At 57.4% G+C, this 16,313-nt stretch carries 15 protein-coding genes, 1 tRNA gene and 1 pseudogene; 8 read left to right on the plus strand and 9 right to left on the minus strand.

The genetic code is table 11. The features are described from left to right. Positions 1-149: 149 nt before the first annotated feature. Positions 150-1,049 carry a DUF2662 domain-containing protein gene (locus EGX79_00325; protein AYX80766.1) on the minus strand — a complete coding sequence of 300 codons (900 nt, stop codon included), beginning with the start codon at positions 1,047-1,049 and terminating at the stop codon, positions 150-152. A 266-nt stretch (positions 1,050-1,315) separates the two neighbouring features. Here EGX79_00325 and EGX79_00330 point away from each other — a divergent pair. Together EGX79_00330 and EGX79_00335 are read left to right on the plus strand one after the other, a co-directional pair. After that, positions 1,316-1,399, plus strand: a tRNA-Leu gene (locus tag EGX79_00330). Positions 1,400-2,031: 632 nt separating this feature from the next. After that, entirely contained in the window at positions 2,032-2,847 is an 816-nt protein-coding gene (locus EGX79_00335; GenBank protein ID AYX80767.1) for a hypothetical protein, read from the plus strand. A gap of 38 nt (positions 2,848-2,885) precedes the next feature. Here the strand turns inward: EGX79_00335 and EGX79_00340 are convergent. Next, a pseudogene (locus tag EGX79_00340) lies at positions 2,886-3,068 on the minus strand (iron chaperone). Positions 3,069-3,132: 64 nt separating this feature from the next. Beyond that, positions 3,133-4,395, minus strand: coding sequence for an aminotransferase class I/II-fold pyridoxal phosphate-dependent enzyme (locus EGX79_00345; protein AYX80768.1), 1,263 nt, complete (start codon positions 4,393-4,395; stop codon positions 3,133-3,135). Here EGX79_00345 and EGX79_00350 point away from each other — a divergent pair. Next, positions 4,394-5,767: a PLP-dependent aminotransferase family protein gene (locus EGX79_00350; protein ID AYX80769.1), complete on the plus strand. Its 1,374-nt coding sequence runs from the start codon at positions 4,394-4,396 to the stop codon at positions 5,765-5,767. The genes EGX79_00345 and EGX79_00350 overlap by 2 nt on opposite strands. A 24-nt stretch (positions 5,768-5,791) precedes the next feature. Here the strand turns inward: EGX79_00350 and EGX79_00355 are convergent, their stop codons facing one another. Beyond that, complete coding sequence (locus tag EGX79_00355; GenBank protein AYX80770.1) at positions 5,792-6,208, minus strand: iron chaperone; 417 nt, start codon at positions 6,206-6,208, stop codon at positions 5,792-5,794. Between the two features lie 60 nt (positions 6,209-6,268). On the opposite strand from EGX79_00355, the gene EGX79_00360 reads away from it, so the two are divergent. Next, positions 6,269-7,651: a DHA2 family efflux MFS transporter permease subunit gene (locus EGX79_00360; protein ID AYX80771.1), complete on the plus strand. Its 1,383-nt coding sequence runs from the start codon at positions 6,269-6,271 to the stop codon at positions 7,649-7,651. Here EGX79_00360 and EGX79_00365 read toward each other — a convergent pair. Together EGX79_00365 and EGX79_00370 are read right to left on the minus strand one after the other, a co-directional pair. Beyond that, on the minus strand, positions 7,635-8,327 hold the full coding sequence (locus EGX79_00365) for an ATPase (protein AYX80772.1): 693 nt from the start codon (positions 8,325-8,327) through the stop codon (positions 7,635-7,637). The genes EGX79_00360 and EGX79_00365 overlap by 17 nt on opposite strands. Further along, entirely contained in the window at positions 8,324-9,337 is a 1,014-nt protein-coding gene (locus EGX79_00370) for a DUF2183 domain-containing protein (protein AYX80773.1), read from the minus strand. The genes EGX79_00365 and EGX79_00370 overlap by 4 nt, the downstream gene beginning before the upstream one ends. Before the next feature lie 93 nt (positions 9,338-9,430). Between EGX79_00370 and EGX79_00375 the strand changes: the two genes are divergently transcribed. Further along, on the plus strand, positions 9,431-9,757 hold the full coding sequence (locus tag EGX79_00375; GenBank protein ID AYX80774.1) for a resuscitation-promoting factor: 327 nt from the start codon (positions 9,431-9,433) through the stop codon (positions 9,755-9,757). On the opposite strand, the gene EGX79_00380 is transcribed toward EGX79_00375, so the two are convergent. After that, the gene (locus EGX79_00380; protein ID AYX80775.1) at positions 9,754-10,983 is read right to left on the minus strand and encodes an HNH endonuclease; all 1,230 of its coding nucleotides are present in this window, start codon (positions 10,981-10,983) and stop codon (positions 9,754-9,756) included. The two genes, EGX79_00375 and EGX79_00380, sit on opposite strands and share 4 nt — an antisense overlap. Positions 10,984-11,279: 296 nt before the next feature. On the opposite strand from EGX79_00380, the gene EGX79_00385 reads away from it, so the two are divergent. Next, on the plus strand, positions 11,280-11,801 hold the full coding sequence (locus tag EGX79_00385) for an N-acetyltransferase (GenBank protein ID AYX80776.1): 522 nt from the start codon (positions 11,280-11,282) through the stop codon (positions 11,799-11,801). Here EGX79_00385 and EGX79_00390 read toward each other — a convergent pair. Next, positions 11,758-12,675 carry an NAD(P)/FAD-dependent oxidoreductase gene (locus EGX79_00390; GenBank protein AYX80777.1) on the minus strand — a complete coding sequence of 306 codons (918 nt, stop codon included), beginning with the start codon at positions 12,673-12,675 and terminating at the stop codon, positions 11,758-11,760. The two genes, EGX79_00385 and EGX79_00390, sit on opposite strands and share 44 nt — an antisense overlap. A gap of 54 nt (positions 12,676-12,729) precedes the next feature. On the opposite strand from EGX79_00390, the gene EGX79_00395 reads away from it, so the two are divergent. Continuing rightward, positions 12,730-13,728, plus strand: coding sequence for an LLM class oxidoreductase (locus EGX79_00395; GenBank protein ID AYX80778.1), 999 nt, complete (start codon positions 12,730-12,732; stop codon positions 13,726-13,728). On the opposite strand, the gene EGX79_00400 is transcribed toward EGX79_00395, so the two are convergent. Beyond that, on the minus strand, positions 13,712-14,749 hold the full coding sequence (locus EGX79_00400) for an aldo/keto reductase (GenBank protein ID AYX80779.1): 1,038 nt from the start codon (positions 14,747-14,749) through the stop codon (positions 13,712-13,714). The genes EGX79_00395 and EGX79_00400 overlap by 17 nt on opposite strands. A 145-nt stretch (positions 14,750-14,894) precedes the next feature. Between EGX79_00400 and EGX79_00405 the strand changes: the two genes are divergently transcribed. Further along, a complete protein-coding gene (locus tag EGX79_00405) occupies positions 14,895-16,223 on the plus strand; it encodes a PepSY domain-containing protein (GenBank protein AYX80780.1) in 1,329 nt (442 codons plus the stop codon). Positions 16,224-16,313: the final 90 nt, after the last annotated feature.

Below are 16,313 nucleotides of genomic sequence, written 5' to 3' on the forward strand. Positions count from 1 at the left end.
GTCCGAGGAACCTCCTTATGTAGAGCTGGTGGGTCCGCAAACCGAACACACGGACGTAATTATTCCAGGAATGTGTCGGCAAACCTAGGGCAGTGGCATGTGAACCTGGTGAACCTCACTACTTAGCGGATCTGAATCAGCGGATTTAACTAGCGGATCTGAACTTCGAGAACAGAATGCCCCAGCGAGATTTCGTCGCCGTCAGCCAGCAGCCAGTTCTCAATGGGTTCGCCATTGACAATGGTGCCGTTGGTCGAATGCAAATCGACGAGCACAGCGTCCTGGCCGTCCCACGTGATCTCGGCATGCTGGCGGGAAACACCAGTATCCGGGAGACGGAAGTCGGAAGCGGTGCCGCGGCCGATGATGTTCGAACCATGGCGCACCTCAAATACGCGCGAGGAGCCGTCCTGCAACAGCAGGGTGACGGTCTTTTCCTGGGACTGGTCTTCGCCCACGGTCGCGCTGCTCAGCTCAGTTGCAGCCTCTGGGTCGACCGCGGGGATGGGGCGGGAAGCGGTGGGGAACTGCTCAGCTTCAGGCTGCGGGTGGTAGGCGGCAGAGGTCTCTGCAGCTTGGGGTTCATCATCGCTTTGCGACGGGGCTGCGTCAGTGTTGGCATCATCGGCACTGTCCTCGAATGGGGCGAACTCCGAGGTGCCCACGGTGTCCTCGGTGAAAGTGCTGGCCGTCTTCAACTGGCCGGTGTGGAGAGACTCCACTGCCTGCAGGTGGACGCTAATGGAACCGGTGAAGCCCCAGCCGTTGTTACGGCAGTAGCGTGTCATGCGGTCAGCCAACTGATTCGGCAGGTTGGGCTCGGACGCAGAAAGGTTCTTGTAGTCGGCAGCGCTGATGCCAATGCGGAAATCATTGGGTGCCAAGTACTGACCGTTGGCGTCCTGCATCAGGAAGTCTTCAATTTCCTGCTTCAGGCATTCTTCTAACTCATTCGGGACAACCTTGCCGCCGAACACGCGCGCAAAGCTGTTATCGAGCCCGCGCTGAAGCGAGCTATCGAGCTTGCGGATGCGTCCTAGGAAATCCATCTGACTAAAGAAATTCGCCTTCTCCCGCCAAACCGCGGCGGGTTACGTGAAAAAAAATGTGCACAAAAATTATCGATACTTAAGCAACAGTATAGAGCCCTACACCTTCAGTTAAGGGCTAGGAACTACTGAGGTTTATCAAATAGTGACGACGGTTGTGGAGGAAGTTGCTATTGCTAAGTGCTGAAAAGTGGTGGAAAACGCGCGCTGGCCTGGGGATTTGGTGGTGTATTAGCGCGGGGTGTTATAGTTCTATTCGTTCCCACGGGCGAGTGGCGGAATGGCAGACGCGCTGGCTTCAGGTGCCAGTGTCCTTTACGGACGTGGGGGTTCAAGTCCCCCTTCGCCCACAGCGAAGATCCTCGGAAGTGTAAAAGCTTCCGAGGATTTTTTTGTTTGCGGTGGCGGTTGGAGTGGGGTTTGGGTTGAAGCAGAGGCAGATGCTGAGCTGAGATTGTTGGCTTGTCCTTTACCCCCCCCCTTTAACCCTGTCCGGCACTTATGGCCAGGTTTCGGGGACTTATCGATGTATTCTCGACTTATCGATGCTTTTTCGGCACTTATGCGCACGCTGTGGGCCAGGCTCTTTCACTTGTCGATGCGCTATTCACTTGTGGACACGCTGTAGCGCATCGATAGGTGAATAGCGTGGCCATAAGTCGTCGGATGCGTCGGCCAGCTAGCATTGCAACGGCTCACGAGAAGAAATGTAGAAATCTCACAACTCATTTTGTATTGAAAGTAGAAGAAAACTTGAATAGTTTTGAGATGTGCATGAGGGCAGTCGGCCCCCATCTGGGGCATTGATATAGCGGTGTTCAGTCATGAGCTTGGCTTACGACCATATTTTAACGACCATTTGGTACCTGTTCATATCGTGAAAAGGCAACTCAAGAATGTGTAAGAAGTATTAAGAGAGAGCCCGTTTGGTGAGTAATCTTCTTCCGAGGAAAACCTGCCAATTCATAGTCGGAAGGCAAACATGAAAATTGTATTTAGAGCAATGCTGGGTGCCGCAATTATTTTTGAAGGAGTTCTTTTCCTTCTTATGAATGTGGTATCTGGTTTGCCGGGTTGGGTATTCCTGTTACCACTTGCCGTGGTGGTTGCGGCTTTTCTCTTACTGTTTGGAGGTATGTGGCAAGACTATCTCAGAAATGGCAGGTCATGGGCTTCTTCGCTGTCCGAGACGTCAAAGAAATTTGGCGTACCTCGAAAAATACTAGCGTTACTCGTTTCGGAAGTTGGTTCGCTGCTAGCTGCTTTCACCTTTTTTAAGCCTCAGAGAAATGTCGACAGTGAAGTCAGATCCTTCACAGCATATAGAAACCTTCGAACTGTTGTTTTTATGATACTGGCGCTGAGCGTTGCAGAAATAAGCATAGTGCATTTTGCTATTTCTAATGCGTTTTGGCGATATTTATTGCTGGTAATTAGTGTTTATGCCGTAGTTCTTTTATCTGGATTTTACGTAACTGTTCGGGATCATCCACATCTAATGACACCGCAAGGACTCGTACTGCGAAATGGGCGAAGGCTTATTTGCGAAATTCCGTGGTCACACTTACGTCATGCGAGCTCCGTAACGGCAGGTGAAGGAGGGGACGTAGCAATTGACGAGCACGGCAATCTCAGGGTGCCTGTTTTGAGTGAAGTGAACGTCAAGTTAGAAGTCGATTCGCAGGTCGTGGCAGAAGATCTTTACAAGGGACCAATGATGGTTTCCTCGATTGAGATTTACTGCGACGACAAAGACACATTCCTGCGTGATCTCGCTGAGGAAAGGAATGCTCATTAAGTGCTTGGCAGCTTCCAGGGCTGGTAATCAACCCCGACCTACCGCCAGAACTTGGTCATCCCGCGCTTGTCCTCGATGTTGAACTCAATCATTTTGGCCAGCAGGTCCAGCGGCATGGACTCGGCCTTGCCATCCTTTGGCCAGGGGAAGCGGACCATCATTTTTCCGTAGGAGAGGCCGCGGTCATCGAACTCGTCGGAGAACTTTTCAATACCTGCGCGGGTCGAAGATGGACGGCCTTTATTGATGAGGATGCCCTGGCGGATTTAGCGATGTAGGTAGGGGCTAGCGCTTAGCGTACTTCTCCAGGTGAGCTGCGAAGCGAGCGGCGAAATGTTCAATTGTCTCGACCTCAGGAAGAAAAGTAATCCGGACATATGTCCCGCCTTTCACATTGAAAGCGCTGCCTTGGACGATGTGAATGTGTTCTGCTTCCAGAAACGAGAGAACGAAGTCCTCATCCTTATCAATTTCGTAAATATTGCCGTCTAGTCGAATGAAAATGTACAGCGCCCCTTGCGGCTCGATGAACGAGATTCCGGGAATCTTGCTGAGTGCTGTAGTGGCAGCAACTTTTTGTTCGAAGAGGCGGCCACCGGGTCGTACTAAATTGTCGATGCTGTGTTCTTTGCCCAGCACGGCAGCAATCGCGTGCTGGGCTGGAATTGAGGCGCACATCCGCATTGAGGCCAGTAGTCGAATTCCTTTAAACAGGGTGTCCTGTTCGCGAAATCCAGTTGCAGTCACCCATCCAGCTCTCAATCCGGCCAAGCGATGCGTCTTGGAAAGGCCGGAGAACGTTAAGCAGGGGACATCCTGCGCTAGGCAAGCTGTTGGAGTGAACGAGGCTCCAGGGTACACAATGCGGTCGTAGATTTCGTCGGAAAGCAGCACTAGATTGTGCTCACGTGCGAGCTGGGCAATCTGGGAGAGAGTCTCCGGTGAGTAGATGGCGCCTGTGGGATTGTTTGGATTGATGATGACAATCGCCCGAGTTTTGGCTGTGATGGACTCGCGTATGGCATCGACGTCTGGCTGCCAATTATTTTCTTCTAGGCAGGAATAGTGCACGGGGACTCCGCCGGCGAGGGTGGTGGATGCGGTCCAGAGTGGATAGTCGGGTGAGGGGATGAGGATCTCATCACCGTCGTTGATGAGAGCTTGTAGACATAGGTTTACCAGCTCCGAGACACCATTTCCGACAAGAACGTGATTGCTATCGAGGGCGGGGAAGTCCTCATTCTGCGAGTAGTAGTCCACGACAGTCTGACGGGTGTCGCTCAGGCCGAGGGAATTTGAGTATCCAGAAGTTTCCTCGAGGCCACGGTGCATAGCGGAAAGTACCTCTGCAGATGGCCGGAAGCCGAATGGGGCAGGATTTCCGACATTGAGGGGAATGACCTTTACGCCCTGGCGCTGTAGCTCGTCGGCCTTGTCCTGAATTGGTCCGCGCAGGTCATAGAGAACATTGTCGAGGTGATGCGAAAAATGGATTGGGCAGGATAGCACTGCGCGCTTCGATACGATAGCGCTACTATGTATATTCATGGTTAACAGTAGCACGTCTATGTTGGTCGGCGAGCTGGAAACGTGGATTGCGCAACACAAAGCCGGAGAAAAGCTGCCATCCAGCCGTGAAATCACACGGTCGTATTCGGTTAGCCCGGTGACAGTGCGAAACGCTATCCACGAACTGGCTACCCGCGGACTGGTAGAAGTGCGAGTCGGCGTGGGGGTATTCGTCAGGCATCGCCAACAACTCCCACGGGCGGACTTTAGCTGGCAAGTCGGAGCGCTGGGACCTCAGCCCAATACCGGAAGGGTTCTGGCCGCCACCCAGAGAGCTTCCACTGATGAGGCAATCAGTCTGCATTCCGGTTATCCGGATGAATCTCTGCTGCCAACGAACTTGGTACGAAGAGCGCTTACCAGAGTCAGTAAATCGTACGATGCCTATCGACGAGCACCGGTGCGGGGGATGGCAGAACTGCGGCAGTGGTTTGCTTCGCAACTGGTACGGGCAAATGAGCGCGATGTGGTTATTGTTCCGGGCACACAGAGCGGGCTCGGTGCCATTTTTCGTGCCATTTCACCGAAGGAACTCATCATTGAGTCGCCTTCATATTGGGGTGCAATCCTGGCTGCTCGGCAGGCTGGGATTTCTCTACTACCAGTGGAAAGTGATGATGAGGGGCCAATCCCCGAGAGTTTGGAGAGGCTGCTACGAACGAGTTCTGCACGAGCTTTTTATGGTCAACCCACGTTCGGTAACCCTCATGGGAAACGGTGGTCGACAGCTCGTCGTAAAACAATTATTGAAATCATAAGAGCGTTCAACGCTTTCCTCATTGAGGACGATTGGGCACATGATTTCGCATTCGACGCACCTGATGTTCCGATAGCGGCGGATGATGCCGAAGGGCATGTCATCTATCTGCGATCGCTGACAAAGGTGATTTCGCCTGCAGTTCGGGTAGGGGCAGTAATTGCCAAGGGGCCGGTTCTTCAGCGGATACTCGCAGAAGTTTCAGCCGAAGCGTTGTACACCAGTGGAATTTTGCAGGCCGTGGCGCTGGACGTCGTCAAGCAAAGTGCGTACGCGACGCACCTCAAAAATATGCAGGTCGCACTGCGACAGCGACGAAATGATTTGCTTGAAGCTTTATCCAGATATGCGCCGTCGGTGGAAACTCCACACGTGCCTCAAGGAGGACTCAACTTGTGGTGCAGGCTTCCCGATGGCACAGACCCCCAAGAGGTTGCCGAACGTTGCGAAGGACGGGGACTGATAGTTGCGCCAGGACGGGACTGGTTTCCCTCCGAGGAAATCGGCCCGTATTTACGCCTGAACTTCGCGGGTCCCCATCCCGAGAGATTTGTTGATGCTGCGATGATTCTGGACAGCGTGGTTTCGGGCTAGCCACTAAATTCGACGGAGACCTTCCTACCGCCAAAACTTGGTCATCCCGCGCTTGTCCTCGATGTTGAACTCAATCATCTTGGCCAGCAGGTCCAGCGGCATGGACTCGGCTTTGCCATCTTTTGGCCAGGGGAAACGGACCATCATTTTGCCATAGGAGAGGCCGCGGTCATCGAACTCGTCGGAGAACTTCACAATGCCGTCGCGCTCTGGGGCGATGGACATGTGTTTCTTGGCGTAGGAAAAACCGATGATAAAAGTGCCATCGAGCGTGAACATCGGCTGATTCCAGGCAATGCGAACGCCGAGTTCCGGGTACTTTTCATGAACCCATTCCAACACCTCGAGAGCCACCGCGCGCTGCGTGTCAGCATCTACGCGCGAGAGGTGGTCGGCGAAGAACTCGGCGATGGTTTCGTCGGTCATATGCTGAACAGCCATGGTCGGGATTTTACTGTGCCATCAACTAACTAACCGCGCCATCAACTAACATGACTCCGAGTGGCTACAGATTTGAATACTCAGTTTGATCCCAAAAAGGCGTGGCCAGCGCTGTGGACCGTATTGCTCGGCTTCTTCATGATTCTGGTCGACGCCACCATTGTCACCGTTGGTATCAACACCATCCAGCATGAACTGGGCGGTGAGCTCAACCAGGTCATGTGGGTGACCAGTGGTTATCTGCTGGCCTATGCCGTGCCGTTGCTCATTACTGGCAGGCTCGGTGACCTCTGGGGAGTCAAGCACACCTATGTAGCGGGCCTGGTTATCTTCGTGTTGGCGTCGCTGGCGTGTGGGTTGGCGCCGTCGTTAAGCATGCTGATCATTGCCCGCGTGGTGCAGGGACTGGGGGCCGCGCTGCTGACGCCGCAGACGATGGCGCTGATTACGCAGATGTTTCCGCCGGCGCATCGCGGTGCGGCGATGGGCCTGTGGGGTGCGGCGGCCGGAATTGCCTCGCTGACGGGGCCGCTGGCCGGTGGCGTGTTGATTGAGCTGCTGAGTTGGCGCTGGATTTTCCTCATTAATGTGCCGATTGGGCTGATCGGGCTCGTTTTTGCGTTCCGCTATCTGCCGACCTTTGAGACGCACCGCAACAAGATTGATTATCTCGGTGTTGTACTCAGCGCGATTGGTATGTTCCTGCTGGTCTTCGGCATTCAGGAGGGGGAGAGTGCCGACTGGTCCGGTTGGATCTGGGCACTGATTGCCGGTGGCGTGGTGGTTCTTGGACTATTCACCGCGTGGGAGGCCAAGACCACGGCCGAACCGTTGATGCCACTGTCCCTTTTTAAGGATCGCAACTTCACCATCTCCTCGCTGGCGATTGCTGTGACGGGGGCGCTGGTGGTCGCGGTCGGTTTCCCGATTATCCTCTTCGCCCAGAATGCTCGCGACCTATCGACCATCCAGGCCTCACTGCTGCTCGTGCCGCAGGCGCTCATCTCTGGTGTCATGGCACCGTGGACTGGGCGAATGCTGGACCGGCTGAAGTTCCGCGAGTTCGCGCTGATTGGTTTTGGGTCCTCGCTGGTGGGCATGCTCGGGTTCCACTACCTCATCCACGAGGACCTCTCCGTGCTGTGGCTGCTGCTGCCGGGCGCCGCATTCGGTGTGGCAAACGCGTTTATTTGGGGCACGCTGTCGACGGCTGCCACCCGCAACATCGACCCGTCCCTCGCCGGTGCCGCCTCCGGTGTGTACAACACCATCCGCCAGATTGGCAGTGTGCTGGGCAGCGCGCTGATTGCTACCGTCATGGCCGCAGCTCTCAGCAGCAACCGTGGCGACTTCACCACCGCCATGAGTGACGCGATGTGGTTGCCGGTGGCACTGTCGGCCCTGGGTGTCGTGGCGGCGCTGGGGCTTAAGAATCCGAAGTAAAACGCTCCACCATGTAGTCCGCGATGCCGACCGGATCGGCTAGGAAATCCCTGGTCGCCCGTACCGCGAGGGTGTCTTCGAAGTGGGTGGTGTCGGCGTCGTCAAGCGAAATGATTGTTGCTTCCGGTGCGGCGAGCAGGATGGGGGAATGCGTCGCCATGATGATTTGTGCGCCGGCTTCCGCGAGCGCGCCGAGGCGGCCGAGGAGTTCCAGCTGGCGCAGTACCGACAGGCCGGCTTCGGGTTCGTCAAGGAAAATCAGTGATTCGGGACTGAAGCGGCGTTCGGCCAGCGTCATGATGGATTGGCCGTGGCTCATCTGGGTGAGGTCTGCCATTTCTCTGCCACCTGGTAGCTGCCCAAGCGACTCGTAATAGCGCGCGAGGTTCAGGTGCGCGTCGCCGCGAAAGAAGAACGTGTCCGGGGGATTGCGCCTGGTCAGCGCCAGTGGGACCGGGGAGGTGCGCTCTTGCGTCTTGTACCGCGAGCCGCCGTCCGTATCGACACCCATCGCCGACGCCAACGCCTCCAGCACCGTCGACTTTCCCTTGCCGTTTTCGCCGGTCAGAATGGTAATCGGCGTGGTGAAGGCCATGGGGAAGGGCAGGGCGAGCTTTACGACGTACGCCGGGAGCTCGGCATCATCGTGAATACGGGCATGGCGGAGGTAGATCATGGTTGCGGCAGTTGGTCGATCTGTTTGAGCAGTTCAAAGCCGTCTGCGCCCTCGATGAACGGGACCTCCTTGTTCTCCAGCTTTTCAATTGGCACTGCCGTGCCGTGAGAGAGCACGTGCTCGCTGGGAGTGAGGTTGCGGATTGCGATGGCCGCGACCTTGTCCGGATGCTCCGCCGCGGCCGTGCCGTAGATGAGCGGGTCGTACTGGCCATCATCGCCGACGAGGATCCAGTTGATTTCGGGGAAGTCAATAAACAGGTCGCGAAGTCGCACCTTCTTGTGTTCCTTGCCCGAGCGGAACAGGCCGGTGGGCGTTGGCCCCCAGTCGGTGAGCAGCAGTGGGCCCTTCGGCAGGTTGTTGCGGTGTAGGAATCTTTTTAGTGTGCTGAAGGTGTTCCACGCTCCGGTGGAAAGGTAGATGACGGGGACGTCCGTGTCCTCGTCCGTTTTGCTCGCGTAACGACGGCGAAGTTGCGCATAGAACTCGCCGAAGCCAGCGACGGCCTTGCGCTCATCTGTCTCCTTGACCCAGGAGTTGTAGGCGGCGATGAGGGCGCGCGGCAGCATGGTGACCAACACGGTGTCATCAATATCGGAGACGATGCCATATTTGGTCTCCGGGGAGAGGATGAGGACCTCTGCAGGAGTGTCGTTGATGGTAATTTCGTGCCAGCCGGGTTCGAGGCCGTGATTCCTGATTAGTACCTCGATATAGCCGTTGCTATCCGTGGTGGTTTCCACCGTGCGATTGCCAGCAGTGATGGTGACAGGAAAGTCCGCGAGTTCGACGGTAAAGAACTGCCAAAAACCGCGTTTTTTGTTTCGTTCTTCGTCTCGTTTTTTGGCCGGATCCTTCAGGAGGACACGGCCGAATACGCGCACGCGCTCTGCATTTCCGTACCCGGTGAAACCGATAATTTCCGGTTCCCAACCAGCGTTTTTGGAACGCTTGGCGGCCAGCGCGTTGATCCTTCTCTCGGTCTTGCGGACGACATCTGCCACGGACATGCTTTCCAGGATACGGGTTGACAGGACGGGGGAGGGTGCGCGTAGGTTGGTCGCCCAAGAGAAAAGTCAACCCTTTAGGAGTGTTCTCTTTTTATGCGTTTTTCCGGTAAGTTCATCGCATCCGCCGCTGTGGCAGCAGGCATGATTGCTGCCCCGACCGCGGCCGCTAACGCTGCATCAGTTAGCGCCTGGGATCAGGTTGCGGCTTGTGAGTCCGGCGGAAATTGGCAGACCAATACCGGTAACGGCTACTACGGCGGACTGCAGTTCTCGCAGCAGACCTGGAGCGGCCACGGCGGTGACCAGTACGCACCGACGGCTGACCAGGCCACTAAGGAGCAGCAGATTGAGATTGGCGAGCGCGTGCTTGCCTCCCAGGGTGCTGGCGCATGGCCGAACTGCGGTGGTCCGCTGGGTTAATCCTCCCCATCATCAAAGACCAGATCTGGCACAGCCGCGAATGACAGCCACCACTTCATGTAGTGGTCATGGCGTGCTTTCGTCTTCTGGGTAGCGCGTTTGTCAAATGTCTGTCGCCCGAACCCGGCTAATGGTCCGGCCGGGACGGTCGCCGCGGTAATACCGTCGGCAGAGGACCACACCTCTGAGCCGTCCTCATAAGCGGTGATATCCCAGAGCTTGTGGGTTTTCAGGTTGTGGTGCTTCCTGCATAGGCAGTGCAGATTCTGTGTGTCGGTGGGGCCACCGGCTTCGGGGTCTTCCTGGTTGTACGGCGCGATATGGTCAATATCGCACTTGTACGCTGGGACTTCGCAGCCGGGGAAGCGACATGTTCCATCGCGACCGTGGACGCGGGCGACCTGCGCTGGAGTTGGACGGTAACCATTGGTGGCGCTGTCTGCTGAGAGGCGGACATGCGTCACTTTTTGCATCCACTCCTCCGTGACCAGCGCGCCTAGCCAGCCGGCACCGTCCAGCCAGGCATCATCACTGTGGGGCTCGCGGAAAACATTGAGCACAACTTCCGCATTGGTGCGCTGGTGGATGAGTTCCACAAATGCATCCGCCTGCGTCATTTCCTCATTCGCGCGGAAGACCGTTTCAATTGCGCACATGGCAAAATAGGCGCGGTCCGGCCGCAGGGTGAGAATGATTTGGGAGTAGCTGTCGGGACGTTCCACGAGAGTCACCGATTCCGTGTCGGTGATGGTGGGAATTGTGCCGTCGGCGCGAGCACGGTCATCCAAGTCCGCAGCAATATCACCAATTTTGGTGGTGAGAGTGCGAGGACCAATCATTGCTTGACGACGCTTCCGTGGCGTAACCAATGCCAGAATCTTCTTCTCTGCATCGGGTATTTGATCAGGCTCGATGCCGACCACGCCATGTGCAATGATGCCGAGTTGCCGCATGGACAGTGCGCAGCTTTCCCGGGCATATTCCGCCAACTGTGGCATTTTCTCCAGCAACAGGCCAATGTCACAGATACGTAGTGCCTCACTGCGAGTGATTCCCAACCGAACGCTGATGCGAGCGGCATGGTTTTCAACGTCATCATCACCTGCAGGGCAGCAGGCTTCAATTAACTCAAGTTGAGCGCGGTTGGTAGCCCGCGCGAGTGCTGAGAGCTCATCTTCAGGATTTTCATGAGCCCAATATGGTTCGGGTACTTGTTCGGACTTCATTGGATCCCCCTGGTGCTCCAATGGTTGTCGGTTTTCTTTCGAACTTACTTGCTATCTTACAGACGCTTTTCTGACTTGTAAAGAGAAATGAAAGAGAATTTTGAGGAGTTTTCGAAGATGGTTAGCCGACTATAAAAGCACATTTTACCTGGGTGTTTGTGGGTTGTTCGCGGGGTGGCGTACCAAAATACAAATAAAACACCCGTTCGAAAACGAAAGCTTGGTAATCTCGCTTTCATAAAAGCGGAGCTGTAGAAAACAGCACAGAAACAGCGCAGACAGCGGGGAGTAAAACCATGATCATCCGACAGGCAACGCGGGAGGACGCCGCAGCAATCGCGGAGATCTACAACGAGGCCGTGATCAACACCGTCGCCATCTGGAACGATGACACCGTCAGCGCGGAGAATCGCATCGCATGGCTGGAGGCGCACTGGGACAAGGGCTACCCGGTTTTCGTCGCCACGCTTGACGACGAAGTCGCTGGATATGCCACCTTTAGCGATTTCCGTGACTTCGACGGGTTTCAGTACACGGTGGAAAACTCCATCTACGTGCATCCGAACTTTCAAGGCAGGGGAATTGGAGGCGCACTGTTAAGCGCGACCATCGATGCTGCTCGCGAGGCGGGAAAGCACGTCTTGGCTGCGGCGATAGAAGGCAGTAACGAGGGGTCGATTGCGCTGCACAAAAAGTATGGCTTTCAGCGTGTTGGGCTACTGCCGCAGGTGGGGACGAAGAACGGGCGATGGTTGGACATGCTGTTGATGCAGGTCATGCTGACAGACGGGCAGCCACCCGCTCGGCCGCGCGCTTAGCGAAGGGGCCAACGCCCATAATCGTGGCGGCACCGGGGCCAACCCAGTCGCCGTAGCCGACGAACTCGATGAGGTCAGAGTCGATGCTGCGGAAAGGGCCGAGCGCTGGGCGGAAACCGGTGCACCAGATGAGGTGGTCCGCGTGGACGTCGTCAAGCGAGGAGAACATGGGCGTCCAGGTGAGTGCGCCGGAGTCGCGGGCTTTGCGGACGGGCGGTAGGACGACGATGTCGCCGATGCTGTCGGTGGCGCCCTGGCGGTAGCGTTTGAACAGGACGCGGCCGTCGACGTCGTTGGGCATCCAGCGTGGTTCGTGGCGGGTGAACCAGGTGGTGTCGATGTTGGAAAGTACCAGTTCAGAGGCAATTTGTGCGCCGGAGTTCGCCGCGCCGACAACGGCAACGCGGGAGCTTTCGAATGGCTCGGGACCTGGGTAGTTGGCCGAATGCCACTGTTTTGCGGCGGTCGTGCCGGGGTAGTGCGGGACGAAGGGCCGGTTGCCGGTGGCGGCGATGAGCTGTCGGGATTCGAAGTCGCCGGCATCGCTGGTGAGCTGGAAGGTGCCGTCATGGGAGACGTGCGTGACGGTGACCGGGCGCTGGACGCGCAGTTCGTAGCGCTTTTCGTAGGAGCTGAGGTAGTCAATCACGTGGGAAGCGGGCGGGAAACCGTCATAATCGGGCATCTGGATGCCCGGAAGGTTGGAAAAGTCCGGGGTGGAAAAGAGCGTCAGTGAGGGCCAGACATTGCGCCAGGAGCCGCCGGGAGCGGGCTGATTGTCCAGAATGAGCGGATCAATGCCGCGTTTGTGCAAGTAATAGGCGGTAGCGAGGGCAGCTTGGCCGCCACCGACGATGATGACATCCTCAAGCATGCTCCCAGCTTAACGACGAGTGCCGCACCTCGAGCTGTACTACCGTGGAGCACCATGAGCTCGCTGTTTGATCTTTCGGACAAGCCTATCGACGAACTACCCGGTTACCAGCGCACATTCGCGCCGGGCCGACTCACGGTAGGGCTGAGTCTGCCCATCGAGCAGGACGCCGAAGCCGAGCCCAGGGACGCGCTGAGCAACCAGATTCGGCTGATTCAGAAAGTCGAACGCGCAGGCATCGCGGCGGTCTGGGCACGCGACATCCCGCTGCGCGTGGAAACATTTGGCGACGTCGGCCAGGTCTACGACCCCTGGATGTACCTCAGCTACATCGCCGCACACACCACCGATATCGCGCTCGGCACCGGTGCAGTCGTCGTGCCCTTCCAGCATCCGCTGGTGATGGCCAAGCGCGCTGCCACACTGGACAGGCTTTCCGACGGCCGTTTCCTCTTTGGCGTTGCCACCGGTGACCGACCCGAGGAGTTCCCCGCCTTTAACCAGGACAAAGGCAAGCGCGGTGAGCGCTTCCGCGAGCATATCGAGGTCTATGAAAAGGCCCTCAGTACTAGCTACCGGCCCATCCGCTGGTCCGAGGGCAAGATGGGCGGATCCGATGTGGTGCCCAAGCCACTGGCACGCCGAGTTCCGCTGTTGGCCACTGGCTCCTGTCAGCAGAGCCTGGAGTGGAAGGCCGCGCATACCGACGGGTGGTTCATGTACCACAAGGGCCTGGAGATGCAGAAGAAAAACATCGCCAACTGGCAGGAAGCGGTGGCCCAGGAGTGCGGCGAGGGCGTGTTCAAACCCTTCCTGGAATCACTGTGGATTGACCTGCATGAAGACCCCGACGCCCCCGCGCAGGGCGGCCACTTCGGGTACCGCCTTGGCCGCAACAAGCTAATTGAGCTGCTGCAATCGCAGCGACAGCTCGGAATCAACCACGTCAGCATCAACTTTCGTACCTCGAAGCGGGATGCGGAAGAGCAGATTGATGAGCTGATTGAGTATGTGCTGCCGGCGCTCGATGAGCTCCCTACACAGACTCCGTAGCGCCCTGCCACTGATTAATCCCGCGGTCGACGGCCCACTTGTCGATTTCCGCGAGTTCTTCATCGCTAAACGGTGCAGCGTCCAGGGCGCCGAGGCTGTTCTTCAGCTGCTTCACCGAGGATGCACCGATCAGGGCTGAGGTCACTTCGTCACGGCGGAGCACCCACGAGATGGCCATCTGTGCCAGGGACTGGCCTCGTCGTGAAGCAATGGCGTTGAGCTCGCGGATGGCGGTGAGCGTGTCGTCGTTGAGGAACCCCGAGTTCATCTTGTGCGCCCCGAGACGCGAGGACTCCGGCACGCCATCCAAGTAGCGGTCGGTGAGAAGCCCCTGCGCAAGCGCGGAAAAGGCGATGACGCCCATGCCTTCGTCGGCGCAGGTTGCCAGCAGCTCGTCCTCGATCCAGCGGTTGAACATGGAGTAGCTCGGCTGGTGAATGGTCAGCGGTGTGCCCAGCTCACGGGCAATTTTCTGCGCGCGGCGAGTGAGCTCGGGGGAGTAGGAGCTAACGCCGACGTAGAGCGCGCGACCCGACCGGACGAGGAAATCGAGGGCGGCGACGGTTTCCTCGATAGGCGTATCCGGGTCGGGGCGGTGGTGGTAGAAAATGTCCACATAATCCAGGCCCATGCGCTTCAGCGAGGCATCGCAGCTGGCCACGAGGTACTTCCGCGAGCCGCCGAAGCCGTAGGGGCCATCCTGCATGTACCAACCGGCCTTGGAAGAAATGATCATTTCATCGCGGTAGGGAGCGAAATCCTTGGCCATGATGCGACCGAAATTCGCCTCCGCAGAGCCCTGCGGTGGGCCGTAATTGTTGGCGAGGTCGAAGTGCGTGACGCCGTGGTCGAACGCGGTGCGCAGAATCTCACGCTGCGTTTCCAGCGGCCGGTCATCACCAAAGTTATGCCAAAGTCCCAGCGTAATGGCTGGAAGCTTCAGCCCCGTGCTGCCGGAGCGGTTGTACGGCATCGTCTCATAGCGGTTGTCATCGGCGTGGTACACGTCTGGATAAGCCATGTCTACGAGGGTACGCGTGCTTAACGACGGGTAGTTGTGCACAAGGTGGCCGACAACGAGGTGCGTGGCCGAATGGCTACCCCTGGAAGTAATAAAAGTGAGCTTGCTGGGGAACAACTGAGGCAATTCGTCCGACTAATAAGGCATGACTTCAATAGCCACAGGCGATGCCGCTGGAACGCCAGCCGCAAACCCCGTCGCACAGACTCAGAAAAATGGTGGGCCACGAGCATTACTGCACCGAATCCATGTCGTTGCAGGCATCCTCGTTGCGCCACTACTTGTTATTGCAGCTATCACAGGCGTGGCGTATGCCCTCGCCCCGAGCATAGAAAAGGTGGTTTACCACGAAGAACTAACTGCAACATCGAGCCTTCCCGCACAACCACTGGAAAAGCAGGTTGAGGTCGCGCAGCGCGTGCACCCGAACCTGCCGGTAACCGCGGTGCAGGTCCCGGAAAAGCCGGGGCAGACAACGCGAGTCATGTTCAATGACGAGCAGCTGAAGTCGGAGTCCTACCGACATGCGGTGTTTGTCGACCCAGGTGACCTGAGCATCAAGGGTGACCTGGTGCAATACGGTTCCTCGGCGGCGCTGCCACTGCGGGCCTGGATTTCGGAAGGGCACCGCAGGCTCTGGATTGATAGCAACTTTGGTCGTCTCTACTCCGAGACGGCAGCATCCTGGATGGGCGCACTGGCTATCGGTGGCCTCTGGCTCTGGTGGGACCGTTCGCGTCGCAAGCGGACACAGGGAACAAGTAAGAGGGCGCATCATATGCGTCGTCACGCGAATGTTGGCGTGGCGGTTAGCGTTGGACTTCTGTTCCTGACCGTCACCGGCCTGACGTGGTCGTGGGTGGCTGGAACGGGCATCGCAAAGCTGCGCGAGACGATGGACTGGTACGCACCGAAACCAGCCATGACTGCGACTGCGCCAGCGAATTATGACTGGTCAGAGGCAGATAGTGTTATGAGCCTCGCACGTGCTGAGGGCCTGGCCGGGAAGGTCGAACTGACGCCGCCGGAAGCTGGCACGGTGTGGATGGCCAAGGAAGCTCGCGAGGAATGGCGGATGGGCATTGAGACCGTCACCGTTGACGGCTCGACCGGAGCGATGGTCGATCGGATTCATTTTGCGGACTGGCCGCTGCCGGCGAAGCTGACCGAATGGCTGATTAACGCGCACATGGGCATCCTGTTCGGGTGGGTGAATCAGCTGGTCCTGGCACTGATTGGTGTCGCTCTGTTGGCGATGATTGTGCGCGGGTACGCCATGTGGTTTGGGCGCGGTCGAGGTGGTCGCCCGGGCAGGCTCCCGGCGCCGACGCGATGGCGCGACATTCGCCCGGGTGTTGCAGCAGCTGTTGTGGCGCTGCTGATTGCCTACTCGGTGGTTGCACCACTGTTTGGTGTGACTCTCGTTGGCTTCGTGATCGTTGATTGGGTCTGGCGGAAGCTGCGGAGAGGTTAGTGTAGGTTCTGTCGCCTTCGGGTTCCCTGTGTGAGCGGGGATGTTCCGGTTTTATTGTGAGGGGCGATGTTATCCCCGCGAAAGCGGGGA

Origin of the sequence: Corynebacterium jeikeium (assembly GCA_003955985.1) — a bacterium.
GTDB classification, from domain to species: domain Bacteria; phylum Actinomycetota; class Actinomycetes; order Mycobacteriales; family Mycobacteriaceae; genus Corynebacterium; species Corynebacterium jeikeium_D.

Excerpts from the sequence above, each read along its gene's own strand:
- EGX79_00370 (AYX80773.1), bottom strand. The coding sequence starts at position 9,337 with ATGTCCGTGGCAGATGTCGTCCGCAAGACCGAGAGAAGGATCAACGCG.
- EGX79_00325 (AYX80766.1), bottom strand. The coding sequence starts at position 1,049 with ATGGATTTCCTAGGACGCATCCGCAAGCTCGATAGCTCGCTTCAGCGC.
- EGX79_00335 (AYX80767.1), top strand. The coding sequence starts at position 2,032 with ATGAAAATTGTATTTAGAGCAATGCTGGGTGCCGCAATTATTTTTGAA.
- EGX79_00345 (AYX80768.1), bottom strand. The coding sequence starts at position 4,395 with ATGAATATACATAGTAGCGCTATCGTATCGAAGCGCGCAGTGCTATCC.
- EGX79_00405 (AYX80780.1), top strand. The coding sequence starts at position 14,895 with ATGACTTCAATAGCCACAGGCGATGCCGCTGGAACGCCAGCCGCAAAC.
- EGX79_00395 (AYX80778.1), top strand. The coding sequence starts at position 12,730 with ATGAGCTCGCTGTTTGATCTTTCGGACAAGCCTATCGACGAACTACCC.
- EGX79_00375 (AYX80774.1), top strand. The coding sequence starts at position 9,431 with ATGCGTTTTTCCGGTAAGTTCATCGCATCCGCCGCTGTGGCAGCAGGC.
- EGX79_00350 (AYX80769.1), top strand. The coding sequence starts at position 4,394 with ATGGTTAACAGTAGCACGTCTATGTTGGTCGGCGAGCTGGAAACGTGG.
- EGX79_00365 (AYX80772.1), bottom strand. The coding sequence starts at position 8,327 with ATGATCTACCTCCGCCATGCCCGTATTCACGATGATGCCGAGCTCCCG.
- EGX79_00385 (AYX80776.1), top strand. The coding sequence starts at position 11,280 with ATGATCATCCGACAGGCAACGCGGGAGGACGCCGCAGCAATCGCGGAG.
- EGX79_00355 (AYX80770.1), bottom strand. The coding sequence starts at position 6,208 with ATGGCTGTTCAGCATATGACCGACGAAACCATCGCCGAGTTCTTCGCC.
- EGX79_00380 (AYX80775.1), bottom strand. The coding sequence starts at position 10,983 with ATGAAGTCCGAACAAGTACCCGAACCATATTGGGCTCATGAAAATCCT.
- EGX79_00400 (AYX80779.1), bottom strand. The coding sequence starts at position 14,749 with ATGGCTTATCCAGACGTGTACCACGCCGATGACAACCGCTATGAGACG.
- EGX79_00390 (AYX80777.1), bottom strand. The coding sequence starts at position 12,675 with ATGCTTGAGGATGTCATCATCGTCGGTGGCGGCCAAGCTGCCCTCGCT.